The organism is Streptomyces sp. NPDC002867, assembly GCF_053591895.1.
Map to the genome: position 1 here is coordinate 1 of NZ_JBSFUR010000036.1, position 12,284 is coordinate 12,284.

At 73.7% G+C, this 12,284-nt stretch carries 11 protein-coding genes; 1 reads left to right on the top strand and 10 read right to left on the bottom strand.

Annotated features, from left to right (window positions below):
- Positions 1 to 128 precede the first annotated feature (128 nt).
- A complete protein-coding gene (locus ACWD0A_RS26385; RefSeq protein ID WP_451301976.1) occupies positions 129 to 1,562 on the bottom strand; it encodes an RsmB/NOP family class I SAM-dependent RNA methyltransferase in 1,434 nt (477 codons plus the stop codon).
- 75 nt (positions 1,563 to 1,637) lie between these two features.
- Complete coding sequence (fmt, locus tag ACWD0A_RS26390; RefSeq protein ID WP_451301978.1) at positions 1,638 to 2,570, bottom strand: methionyl-tRNA formyltransferase; 933 nt, start codon at positions 2,568 to 2,570, stop codon at positions 1,638 to 1,640.
- A 236-nt stretch (positions 2,571 to 2,806) separates the two neighbouring features.
- Between fmt and ACWD0A_RS26395 the strand changes: the two genes are divergently transcribed.
- Positions 2,807 to 3,301, top strand: coding sequence for a hypothetical protein (locus ACWD0A_RS26395; RefSeq protein ID WP_451301980.1), 495 nt, complete (start codon positions 2,807 to 2,809; stop codon positions 3,299 to 3,301).
- 224 nt (positions 3,302 to 3,525) lie between these two features.
- On the opposite strand, the gene ACWD0A_RS26400 is transcribed toward ACWD0A_RS26395, so the two are convergent.
- From ACWD0A_RS26400 to ACWD0A_RS26435, 8 genes are all read right to left on the bottom strand, one after another.
- Positions 3,526 to 5,670 (bottom strand): primosomal protein N', encoded by a 2,145-nt coding sequence (locus ACWD0A_RS26400; protein ID WP_451301982.1) that lies wholly within the window; start codon positions 5,668 to 5,670, stop codon positions 3,526 to 3,528.
- A gap of 236 nt (positions 5,671 to 5,906) precedes the next feature.
- Entirely contained in the window at positions 5,907 to 7,115 is a 1,209-nt protein-coding gene (metK, locus tag ACWD0A_RS26405; RefSeq protein WP_177153292.1) for a methionine adenosyltransferase, read from the bottom strand.
- A 274-nt stretch (positions 7,116 to 7,389) separates the two neighbouring features.
- Positions 7,390 to 8,610, bottom strand: a complete 1,221-nt coding sequence (gene coaBC, locus ACWD0A_RS26410) for a bifunctional phosphopantothenoylcysteine decarboxylase/phosphopantothenate--cysteine ligase CoaBC (protein WP_451301984.1) — start codon at positions 8,608 to 8,610, stop codon at positions 7,390 to 7,392.
- A gap of 135 nt (positions 8,611 to 8,745) precedes the next feature.
- Positions 8,746 to 9,018 (bottom strand): DNA-directed RNA polymerase subunit omega, encoded by a 273-nt coding sequence (gene rpoZ, locus ACWD0A_RS26415; protein ID WP_005319902.1) that lies wholly within the window; start codon positions 9,016 to 9,018, stop codon positions 8,746 to 8,748.
- A gap of 42 nt (positions 9,019 to 9,060) precedes the next feature.
- Positions 9,061 to 9,624 (bottom strand): guanylate kinase, encoded by a 564-nt coding sequence (gene gmk / locus ACWD0A_RS26420; RefSeq protein ID WP_365991091.1) that lies wholly within the window; start codon positions 9,622 to 9,624, stop codon positions 9,061 to 9,063.
- 38 nt (positions 9,625 to 9,662) lie between these two features.
- Positions 9,663 to 9,986 (bottom strand): integration host factor, encoded by a 324-nt coding sequence (locus ACWD0A_RS26425; protein WP_005319887.1) that lies wholly within the window; start codon positions 9,984 to 9,986, stop codon positions 9,663 to 9,665.
- Positions 9,987 to 10,319: 333 nt separating this feature from the next.
- A complete protein-coding gene (pyrF, locus tag ACWD0A_RS26430) occupies positions 10,320 to 11,168 on the bottom strand; it encodes an orotidine-5'-phosphate decarboxylase (protein WP_451301987.1) in 849 nt (282 codons plus the stop codon).
- Positions 11,165 to 12,274: a quinone-dependent dihydroorotate dehydrogenase gene (locus ACWD0A_RS26435; RefSeq protein ID WP_451301989.1), complete on the bottom strand. Its 1,110-nt coding sequence runs from the start codon at positions 12,272 to 12,274 to the stop codon at positions 11,165 to 11,167. Before ACWD0A_RS26435 ends, pyrF begins: the two co-directional genes overlap by 4 nt.
- Positions 12,275 to 12,284: the final 10 nt, after the last annotated feature.

The window sequence follows — 12,284 nt, forward strand, 5'->3', positions numbered from 1 at the left end:
GCCCGGCAGCGCGGGCGGGCGGCGCGAGGGGCCGGGAGGTGCGTACCGTGGCGGGGCCGGGGGCCCCCCCCCCGCCCCCCGGCCCGGCTGACAGGCCGGGCCGTGCCGCGGCCGATACGGCCCGGTGGCTACGCGGTGCGGCGCAGCAGCGCCAGGTACATCGCGTCGGTCCCGTGCACATGCGGCCACAGCTGGACGTCGGGGCCGTCGCCGAGCGCCGGGACGCCGGGCATCAGCGGCCGCGCGTCCACCAGCTCCGCCTCGGGTGCGGGGCCGCCGCGGCCGCGCAGCACGTCGTCCACGACGACCCGCGTCTCGGCGAGATGCGGCGAACAGGTGGCGTACCCGACCACGCCGCCGACCCGCACGGCCCTCAACGCCTCGCGCAGCAGGCCCCGTTGGAGCGGCGCGAAGCCCTCCAGGTCCTCCGGGCGGCGGCGCCAGCGGGCCTCGGGCCGGCGGCGCAGCGCGCCGAGACCCGAGCACGGCACGTCGACGAGCACCCGGTCGAAGGACCCGGGGCGCCACGGCGGGCGCGTGCCGTCCGCCGCGATCACCTGGTACGGGCCGGGGTTGCCGGTCAGCGCGCGGTCCACGAGCCGTGCGCGGTGCGGCTGCTTCTCGGAGGCCAGCAGTGTCGCGCCGCGACCGGCCGCGAGGGCGCCGAGCAGCGCGGCCTTGCCGCCGGGCCCGGCGCAGCCGTCGAGCCACCGCTCGTCGGAGCCTTCCAGCGGGGCGTTGGCCAGGGCGATCGCCACGAGCTGGCTGCCCTCGTCCTGCACGCCGGCCCGCCCCTCGCGCACGGCCGCGATCGCGCCGGGCTCGCCGCCCTCCGCGAGCCGGACGGCGTACGGGGACCAGCGGCCCGGCAGCGCCGAATCCTCGCCCAGCACGTCGAGCAGTTCACCGGTCGTCGTGCGGCCGGGCCGGGCGACCAGGGTCACCTCGGGCCGCTCGTTGTCGGCCTCCAGCAGGTCCTCGATGCCGGCGCGGCCGCCGCCGAGCGCGTCCCACAGCGCGGAGACGACCCAGCGCGGGTGCGAATGCACGACCGCGAGGTGGTCCTCGGCGTCCTCGTCGTACGGCGGGGCGACGCGCTCCACCCAGGTGTCCAGGTCGTCCTGCGAGATCTTGCGGAGCACGGCGTTGACGAACTTGGCCCGTCCGTCGCCGAGCACCACCCGCGCGAGCTCCACGCTCGCCGACACCGCCGCGTGCGTCGGGATCCGCGTCCCCAGCAGCTGATGCGCGCCGAGCGCGAGCACGTCGAGCACGGGCGGGTCGACCTCGCGCAGCGGCCGGTCGATACAGGCTGCGATGATCGCGTCGTACGTGCCCTGGCGGCGCAGCGTGCCGTACACGAGCTCCGTGGCGAGCGCCGCGTCCCGCGCGTCGAAGTCGCCCTTGTCGCGGGCCTTCTTCAGAAGGGGCGGCAGGACCAGGTTCGCGTACGCGTCCCGCTCGTCGACGGCCCTCAGCGCCTCGAAGGCGAGGATCCGGACGGGATCCTTCTTGGGCCGGCGGTGCGGCTTGGGGGGACGGCGACGGGACTGCTCGCTCAAAAGGTGCTCCGCGTTCGAAGAGGGTTGAACCCTCCCACCCTACGTCGCCGCGCCGTGCCTCCCGTCAGGACGGGGCTACGCGCCGAGCCTCTCGCCCGGGGCGATGCGCACCCCGCGCGCCCAGTCCGCCGCCCGCATCGGCTTCTTGCCCTGGGGCTGGACCCAGAGCAGCTCGACGGCGTGCGATCCGGTGCCCGCGTAGACGTTGTTCTTGCCCGGGTCCAGCTCGCCGGGGGCCAGGTCCGTACGGTCGGGAAGCAGCGTGACCTGGATCAGCTTGAGCCGCTCGCCGCGGAAGAGCGTCCACGCGCCGGGGGCGGGCGTGCAGCCGCGGACGACGCGGTCGACGCGCAGCGCGGGGGCGGCGAAGTCCACGTGGGCGTCCTCGACGGTGATCTTCGGGGCCAGGGAGACCCCCTCGGCGGGCTGCGGCACGGGCTTGAGGGTGCCGTCCTCGATGCCGTCCATCGTCGCCGAGAGCAGCCCGGCGCCGGCGAAGGCCAGCCGCGTCAGCAGGTCACCGCTGGTGTCGGTGGGCCGCACGGGCTCGGTGATCACGCCGTACACCGGCCCCGAGTCGAGGCCCTCCTCGATCTGGAAGGTGGCGGCACCGGTCATCTCGTCGCCGGCGAGGATCGCGTGCTGGACGGGGGCGGCGCCGCGCCAGGCGGGCAGCAGAGAGAAGTGCAGGTTGACCCAGCCACGGGCGGGCACGTCGAGTGCCGCCTTGGGCAGCAGCGCCCCGTAGGCGACGACCGGGCAGCAGTCCGGGGCGATCTCGCGCAGCCGCTCCAGGAACGCCTCGTCGCGCGGCCTGACCGGCTTGAGCACCTCGATCCCGGCCTCTTCGGCGCGCTGGGCGACCGGGCTGGCCACCAGATGCCTGCCGCGTCCGGCGGGCGCGTCCGGCCTGGTGACCACCGCGGCGACCTCGTGCCGTCCGGAGGCGATCAGGGCGTCCAGGGCGGGGACGGCTACCTCGGGGGTACCTGCGAAGACGAGCTTCATCGGTGGCTGACTGCCTCTCGGACGTGTGCGGTTCCTACTGGTGCGACGAGCAGCTCACCAGTCTATGGGGCAGGGCCGCAGGGGGCGTACGGGAGACCACGCGCCCTGTGCAAAAGCGCATACGCCCCGAAGCGTGACCAGATCGGCGGCTGGGGCGTTGGTCAAGAGAGATTGACCGAAGCGGGCCGCCCGGATGCGGCCCGGCCCCTTTCAACGCCGGTTCGAGAGGCTTGTCAATGGCCGACCACGCAACCCATGACGCCCAAGCCCGGGCAAGTCTGCACCTGTTGGTGCGGGACATCGAGCGGGTCCGCCGGCAGGTGGACGCATTGCGCACGCTCACCGCCCAGCTGGGCAATGTCTACCGCCCGCGCCGCTCCGGCCCGTCCACGGGCTTCGTCGTCTACGGCAGGGCCCCGGCACCGACCGTCCGTCTCGCGCAGGAGCTGCGCGACAGCGTCGAGACGCTGGTGACCGCGGCCGTGGACTTCGACCGTTCGCTGGGCTTCTCCTGGGACGCGGTGGGCTCGGCGCTCGGGGTCACCAAGCAGGCGGTGCACCGCCGTTACGGTGCCCGCAGGGCGACGCCCCAGCCGGGTGCAGCAGAGCCCGAGCCGACCACGACGACCCGCACACTGCCGCCGATGCCGGCCGTTCCGGCCGCACGCTCGATGCCTCCGCAGCCGGCGGACCCGCGCCCGGGCGCGTTCCCCGGTCCGCGCAACGGCTGACGCCTGGCGGGGCTGACGTCCCCGCACCCGCGGCCACCCGCTCCCGAGGACCGAAGACCACCGCCGTGGAGGCGACCGACAGCCGCAACGGCCTCCACCGGCGGGAGGGGCCGGGGCGGGGTGCCCGGCCTGAGGCGTCGCGAGACGGCGTGGCGTCCGGCAGCCGGAAAGCAGTCCGGGTATCCCACTCCCGAGGACACGGCCCCGCAGTGGGCCGCCGCCCCTCAGCCGATGTCCGGCGGGTCGATCCTGATCCGGACCGGGTCCGTGCCACCACGGGCGAGGCGCGACGCCTGCGCCGCCTTGAGAGCAGCCGCCAGCGCCGCCCCCCGGCCCGGGGGCACCCGCAGCAGCACCCGCTCCCAGCGCTCCCCCACCGGGGCCTCCCCGGGCCTGCGTGGCCGCCCGGCGTCGGTCACCGGCAGCGGGACCGGTCCCAACACCTCGGCCTCCTCGGGCAGTTCGGCGGCGAGCAGGAACGACGCGACCGCCTCCGGGCGGCCCACCACCTCCGCCATCCGCGACACGGGCGGAAATCCGAGCTCCGCCCGCTCGGCGAGCTCCCGCAGCGCATGGCCGACCGGGTCCCACCGCACGAGCGCCTGGACCGGCCGCAGCGTCGGCTCGGCGACGACGACGACCGTGCCGCCCTCCTCCTGGCCCCGCACCAGCGAGGCCGCGGCGATCCAGCGGCGCAGCGCCTCCTCGCCCGCGCGGAGATCGGGCCGCCCGAGCATGGCCCAGCCGTCCAGCAGCAGCGCGGCCGCGTAACCGCCGTCCGCCACGGGCTCGGCGCCCGGCGTGGAGACCACGAGCGCGGGGCGCCCCGGCACGGCGTCCAGCACGTGGTCCCGGCCGGAGGTGCGCACGGGCACGGCGGGGAAGGCGCGGCCCAGTTCCTCCGCCGTACGGCGCGCGCCCACGATCCGGGCCCGCAGCCGGACCGAGCCGCACGCGACGCAGTGCCACTCGGGCTCCCCCTGCCCGCACCACGCGCAGCGCAGCTCGCGCTCGTCCGGCGCCTCCAGCGGCCCCGCGCAGTGCCGGCACCGCGCCGGTGTGCGGCAGCGTTCGCAGGCGAGCCGGGGCACGTAACCGCGGCGGGGGACCTGGACCAGCACGGGTCCGGTCCGCAGCCCGTCCCGTACCGCCTGCCAGGCGAGGCTGGGCAGCCGGGCCGCGCGCGCGGCCTCGTCCCGCGCGAGGTCCTGGTCGCCGACGGTGCGCACCAGGGGCGCCGCGGCCCTGACCCGCGCCCGGTCGGCGACGAGCGGCATCGCCCAGCCGCTCTCGACGAGCTGGGCGGCCTCGACCGTGCAGCTGGTGCTGCCCAGCAGGAAGGCGCATCCGTCGTGGGCGGCGCGCAGCTCCAGGACCTCGCGGACGTGGGGGAAGGGGGCGTTGTCGTCGCTGTGGCTCGCGTCGCCGTCGTCCCAGACGACGACCAGCCCGAGGTCCCGCACCGGCGCGAACATGGCGGCCCGCGTGCCCACCACGGCCCGCACGGAGCCCCGGCGCACGGCGAGCCACTCCCGGTAGCGCTTCTCGGGCCCGGATTCGGCGGTCAGGAGGGCGTGGCGGCCCTCGCCCAGCAGGGCCGTGAGGGCGGCGTCCACGCGGGCGGCGCGCCGCCCGTCGGGCACGACGACGAGCGCTCCGCGCCCGGACGCGAGCGTCGCGGCGACGGCGCGGGCCAGTTCCTCGGGCCAGTGCGGGCCGGGCAGCGCGGTCCACACGGCACGCGGGGCGCCGCCCGTCGCGAGGGCGTCGATGAAGTCGGGCCCCCGCCCGTACCGCTCCCAGGAGCCGGCTCCGGGAGGCGCGGGCGGGGGCAGGGGCTCGGGCGACGGCTTGGCCTCCGCGCGTCCGTTCCTCGGCGGCACCGCGAGCTGCAGCACGTCGGCGAGGCTGCCCGCGTACCGGTCGGCGACAGCGCGGGCGAGGCGGAGCATCTGCGGGCCGAGGACGGGCTCGGGCGAGACGACGTGGGCGAGTGCCGCGAGGGGGCCGGTGTAGTCGGTCTCGGCCAGGCGCTCGACCAGGAAGCCGTCGATGAGCCCGCCGCCCTCACGGCGCCCGTCCCGCACCCGGTGCGCCCCCGCCCCGAACCGTACGCGCACCCGCACACCGGGCTGTGCCGCGGCGTCGAGCTCCTCGGGGACGGCGTAGTCGAAGAACTGGTCGAGGTGCAGGACGCCCTTGTTGACGACGACCCGCGCGACGGGCAGCTCCCGGGCGAGCGCGGCCCCCCGCCAGGTGCGCGGCTTGGCCTTGGGCACCTTGGCCTTGCGCACGGTCTCCCTGATGAGCGCAAGCTGCTCGGGCCCGCCCGCGGCGGACTCCTCCGGCTGCTCGTCGTCGCTGCTCACAGCCCCATTCCTACCAGAGCCCACTGACAGCGCTCGGGCCCGTCGACCGGGCCGACGGCCCGGCCACGGCTCTGCGGACACCCCGGACCGGTACGCCCGGCGGCCGGACCCGCGGCCACCGCCGACGACTCCGGCCGCGGCCCTTGCGTACCCCGAGCCCCGGGCTGCCCCAGCACGCGCGAGGGCCCCGGACCGACACGGTCCGGGGCCCTCGGGAAAGCCGTCCGGCTACAGGCTCACAGCCCCGCCGCCGCGCGCAGCGCGTCGACGCGGTCCGTGCGCTCCCAGGTGAAGTCGGGGAGCTCGCGGCCGAAGTGGCCGTACGCCGCGGTCTGGGCGTAGATCGGGCGGAGCAGGTCGAGGTCGCGGATGATCGCGGCCGGACGCAGGTCGAAGACCTCGGCGATGGCCTGCTCGATCTTTTCGACGTCGATCGTCGCCGTGCCGAAGGTCTCCACGAACAGACCGACGGGCTCGGCCTTGCCGATCGCGTACGCGACCTGGACCTCGCAGCGGGCCGCGAGGCCGGCCGCGACGACGTTCTTCGCCACCCAGCGCATCGCGTAGGCCGCCGAGCGGTCCACCTTGGACGGGTCCTTGCCGGAGAAGGCGCCGCCGCCGTGGCGGGCCATGCCGCCGTACGTGTCGATGATGATCTTGCGGCCGGTCAGACCGGCGTCGCCCATCGGGCCGCCGATCTCGAAGCGGCCGGTCGGGTTCACCAGGAGGCGGTAGCCGTCGGTGTCGAGCTTGATGCCGTCCTCGACGAGCTGCTTGAGCACGTGCTCGACGACGAACTCTCGGATGTCGGGCGCGAGCAGCGAGTCCAGGTCGATGTCGGACGCGTGCTGCGAGGACACCACCACGGTGTCGAGGCGGACGGCCTTGTCACCGTCGTACTCGATGGTGACCTGGGTCTTGCCGTCCGGACGCAGGTAGGGGATGGTGCCGTTCTTGCGGACCTCGGACAGGCGGCGCGAGAGCCGGTGCGCGAGATGGATCGGCAGCGGCATCAGCTCGGGCGTCTCGTCGCACGCGTAACCGAACATCAGGCCCTGGTCGCCGGCGCCCTGCTTGTCGAGCTCGTCCTCATCGCCCTCGACGCGCTTCTCGTACGCCGTGTCGACGCCCTGCGCGATGTCGGGAGACTGCGCGCCGATGGACACCGACACTCCGCAGGAGGCGCCGTCGAAACCCTTCTTCGAGGAGTCGTAACCGATCTCCAGGATCTTGTTGCGCACGAGGGTGGGGATGTCGGCGTACGCCTTGGTGGTCACCTCACCGGCGACGTGCACCAGGCCGGTGGTGATCAGGGTCTCCACGGCGACCCGGGACGTCGGGTCCTCCCGCAGAAGGGCGTCGAGAATCGTGTCGCTGATCTGGTCGGCGATCTTGTCGGGGTGGCCCTCGGTCACGGACTCCGAGGTGAAGAGACGGCGGGACACATCGCTCCCTGGGGTTGCAGCGGCTGCTGGCTGATCATTGACGGACCGGCAGGGGGCTGCGCCCCGCGACGTTCCGCAGACCAGTTTATCGGTCGCTTTCCATCGCCGGACAACCCGTCTCGCAGCTTGGGAGCCCCCTGACCTGTGGTCCATGGCCGAGACGCTATGACCATAGCGCCTGCGGACTGAGCGATTCGCCACATTTCGCTGGTTTCTCACAGGCGGGCCGTCGCCGGAAATTCCCCCAGAGTTCGTCACACGGCCCGCCGGGCCCTCAGCCGAGCCGCGGGACGACGAGGTCCCAGACCGTGTCGGCGAGGGCCTCCTTGGGCCCGTACGGGACAGGGGTCTCGGCGCCGTCGGCGGCCAGGACGACCGCCTCGTTCTCCTCGGCCCCGAAGGTCCTGCGCTCCCCCACCTCGTTGACGACGAGCAGGTCGCACCCCTTGCGGCGCAGCTTGTCGCGTCCGTTGGCGAGGACGTCGTCGGTCTCGGCCGCGAAGCCGACGATCACCTGTCCGGGGCGGGCGCGGTCGGCCGAGATCTCCGCGAGGATGTCGGGGTTGCGCACGAGCGCGACGGTCGGCGCCTCGACGCCGTCCTTCTTCTTGATCTTGCCCGTGGCGTACTCGGCGGGCCGGAAGTCGGCGACCGCCGCCGCCATGACCACCGCGTCGGCGTCGGCGGCGGCCTTGAGGACCGCCTCGCGCAGCTGGACCGCCGTGCCGACGTGGACGACGTCGACGCCCGCCGGGTCGGGGATGCCGGTGTTCGCCTCGACGAGGGTGACGCGTGCGCCCCGGGCGGCCGCGGTACGGGCCAGGGCGTAGCCCTGCTTGCCGGAGGAGCGGTTGCCGAGGTAGCGGACCGGGTCGAGCGGTTCGCGGGTGCCGCCGGCGCTGACGACGACGTGGCGGCCGGCGAGGTCGGGGGCGGTCACCCCGCGGGCGAGCACCCGCCGGCACACCTCGAAGATCTCGCCCGGCTCGGGCAGCCGGCCCTTGCCGGTGTCGACGCCGGTGAGCCGGCCGACGGCGGGCTCGATGACGACGGCGCCGCGGCGGCGCAGCGTGGCGACGTTCTCCTGGGTGGCGGGGTGCTCCCACATCTCGGTGTGCATCGCGGGCGCGAAGACGACCGGACAGCGGGCCGTGAGCAGCGTGTTGGTGAGCAGGTCGTCGGCGAGGCCGTGAGCGGCCTTGGCCAGCGTGTCGGCGGTGGCGGGGGCGACGACGACGAGGTCGGCGTGCTGGCCGATGCGGACGTGCGGGACCTCGTGGACGTCGTTCCAGACCTCGGTGGAGACGGGGTGGCCCGACAGCGCCGACCAGGTCGCGGCGCCGACGAAGTTCAGGGCCGACGCGGTCGGCACGACCCGGACGTCGTGGCCGGACTCGGTGAGCCTGCGCAGCAGCTCGCACGCCTTGTACGCGGCGATGCCGCCGCTGACCCCGAGGACGACCCTCGGCCTGACACTCGCGTCCACTGCGTCCACTGCACGGCCTCCCCGCACTCGGTTGGTTCCCCCATGCTGCATCACTGCGGGGGGACGGCCTTCCGCGCCCCCCGAACAGACCCCAGGCCCGGCGGATGCTCCGCCGGGCCTGGGGTGAAGAACGATGCGTCGCGCCTACTGCGCCGGGCCCTCGATGGCCTCGGAGGTGAGCAGACCCGCGTTGATCTCCCGCAGGGCGATCGAGAGCGGCTTCTCGTGGACGTGAGTGTCCACCAGCGGACCGACGTACTCGAGCAGGCCCTCACCGAGCTGCGAGTAGTACGCGTTGATCTGGCGCGCGCGCTTGGCCGCGTAGATCACGAGGCTGTACTTCGAGTCAGTCGCCTCGAGCAGCTCGTCGATCGGCGGGTTGATGATGCCCTCGGGCGCGGTGATGGAAGAGGACACTCTAAGCCTTCCGAAGAACGTGCAGAAAGATCGGACAAAAGATCAAACAACTGCCATCAAGGCTAGCAGCTCGCGGGCCACGTCCTCGACGGAGGTGTTGACCAGGGTCGTGTCGAACTCGGATTCGGCGGCGAGCTCGACCTTCGCGGCCGCCAGCCGGCGCTCGATGACCTCCGCGGACTCGGTGCCGCGGCCGGTGAGCCGGCGGACCAGCTCGTCCCAGCTCGGCGGGGCCAGGAAGACCAGCTGCGACTCCGCCATGGACTCCTTGACCTGCCGCGCACCCTGGAGGTCGATCTCCAGCAGCACCGGCTCGCCCGCCTCCAGGCGGTCGAGGACCGCGCGACGGGGCGTGCCGTAGCGGTTGCCCGCGAACTCGGCCCACTCCAGCAGCTCGCCGTTGGCGACCAGCTTGTCGAACTCCTCGTCCGTGACGAAGAAGTACTGGACGCCGTGCTTCTCGCCGGGCCGCGGCTTCCGGGTGGTCGCCGACACCGAGAGCCAGACTTCGGGGTGGACCTTGCGCATATGGGCGACGACCGTGCTCTTGCCGACCCCGGAGGGGCCGGAGAGCACGGTCAGCCGCGGACGTACCTCTGCTGCCATGCAGCGATTATCCAGGTTCCCGGGGGTGCCCGGGAACGTCAGGCGGCGCCGCCGCCGAACTCGCGCTCCAGGGAAGCGATCTGGTTGGAGCCGAGACCACGGACCCGGCGGCTCTCGGAGATGCCGAGCCGCTCCATGATCTGCTTGGCGCGGACCTTGCCCACGCCCGGCAGGGACTCGAGGAGGGCGGAGACCTTCATCTTGCCGATGACGTCGTTCTCCTGGCCCTGCTTGATGACCTCGTGGAGGGAGGCGCCGGAGTGCTTGAGTCGATTCTTGACCTCGGCCCGCTCCCGGCGAGCCGCGGCGGCCTTTTCGAGCGCGGCTGCGCGCTGTTCAGGGGTAAGGGGCGGAAGAGCCACGCCTACGTCACCTCGGATGTCGAACTGTCGGATACGGACCGGTGAGGAACCTAGTCGCCCCACACCAGGCGAGCAACGAGCAACGCAGGACCCTTTGCGGGACGCCGCCTGCACGTTCGCTCTTGGACGGAGACTAGCGGCCATCACCGCTCCAGTCAGCGAGAACAGACGAAAAGTCCTGGTCAGCATCGACCGACCAGGACATTTCCGACATAACGACCGGCTTTTCGGCCGAGAAGTCCTGCAGGGATCCGCACCCCTGGGTTCTCGGCGGTCACGCAGCGCGTGCGACCGGTACCCGAGAGCGCACGCGCACGCTCCTGACGTCCCGGGTCAGACCCCGGCCGACGCCACCGCCTCGCGCACCTCGTCCGTGAACCGCTCGGCGGCGGCCCGCAGCGCGGCCGCGTCCGGGCCGTGCCTGAGCACACCGCGGCTGACGCTCGGCACGACGTTGCCGACGGCCGCGCCGAAGACGCCGGGGAGGTCCGCCGGGGTCGCTCCCTGGGCGCCGATGCCCGGAGCCAGCAGCGGGCCGTTGATGTCGAGGTCCACGCCGGCGTCGCCGAGCGTCGCGCCGACGACGGCGCCGACGGAGCCGAGCGGCTCGGCGCCCTCGTTCTCGGCGGCCATGTGCTGCAGCATCAGCTGTGCCAGGGACGCGCCGTTCGCCGCCGTGGAGCGCTGCACCTCGGCGCCCTCCGGGTTGGAGGTCAGGGCCAGGACGAAGACGCCGCAGCCGCTCAGCACGGCCTGGTCGAGCGCGGGCCGCAGCGAACCGAAGCCGAGGTACGGGGACACCGTGACGGCGTCCGAGAACAGCGGCGAGCCCTTGCGCAGGAACGTCTCCGCGTACGCGCCCATGGTCGACCCGATGTCGCCGCGCTTCGCGTCCATCAGGACCAGCGCGCCGGCGGCCCGTGCCTCCTCGACGGCCTTCTCCAGGACGGCGATGCCGCGCGAGCCGAAGCGCTCGAAGAACGCGGACTGCGGCTTCAGGACGGCGACCCGGTCGGCGAGCGCCTCGACCGTGGTGCGGGTGAACCGCTCCAGACCGGCGACGTCGTCGTTCAGGCCCCAGGCGGTCAGCAGCGAGGCGTGCGGGTCGATGCCGACGCACAGCGGACCTCGGGTGTCCATGGCGTGGCGCAGGCGTGTGCCGAAGGACTCCAGAGGACTCATGCGGTGACCTTTCGCGTCTCGGCGCCGACGGCATCGGCGAGGGTGGCGTACGGGCTGGCCGCGAGGCGTGCGGCGAGGCCCTTGTGGATCGCGCGGGCGTAGAACGGGCCCTCGTAGACGAAGGCGCTGTAGCCCTGGACGAGGGTGGCGCCGGCGAGGATGCGCTGCCAGGCGTCCTCCGCGTTCTCGATGCCGCCGACGCCGACCAGGGTGATGCGGTCCCCGACGCGGGCGTACAGGCGGCGCAGGACCTCCAGGGAGCGCGCCTTGACCGGGGCGCCGGACAGGCCGCCGGTCTCCCTGATCAGCTCGGGCGAGGACGTCAGGCCCAGGCCCTCGCGGGCGATCGTGGTGTTGGTGGCGATGATGCCGTCGAGGCCCAGCTCGACCGCGAGGTCGGCCACGGCGTCGAGGTCCTCGTCCGCCAGGTCGGGGGCGATCTTGACCAGGAGCGGGACGCGGCGGTCGGTGACCGTGCGGTCCGCCGCCTCGCGCACGGCGGTGAGCAACGGGCGCAGCGACTCGGTGGCCTGGAGATTGCGCAGGCCGGGGGTGTTGGGCGAGGAGACGTTGACGACGAGGTAGTCGGCGTGGGCGGCCAGGCGCTCGGTCGACTTCACGTAGTCGGCGGCGGCCTCGGCCTCCGGGACGACCTTGGTCTTGCCGATGTTGACGCCGACGACGGTCCTGAAGACCGGCACCCGGGTGCGCAGCCGTTCGGCGACCGCCGCCGAGCCCTCGTTGTTGAAGCCCATGCGGTTGATCAGGGCGCGGTCCGGGACCAGCCGGAAGAGCCGCTTCCTGGGGTTGCCGGGCTGCGCCTCCCCCGTGACCGTGCCGATCTCGACATGGTCGAAGCCCAGCATGGCCATGCCGTCGATGGCGACGGCGTTCTTGTCGAAGCCGGCCGCGAGGCCGAACGGGCCGTGTATGCGCAGTCCGAGGGCCTCGGTGCGCAGCTCCTTGTGGCGGGGGGCGAGCACCGCGGCGACGAAGGTGCGCAGGACGGGGACGCGGGCCGCGAGGCGGATCCACCGGAAGGCCAGGTAGTGGGCCTGCTCCGGGTCCATGCGCTGGAAGACGAGGTGGAAGAAGAACTTGTACATGGGAAGTGGT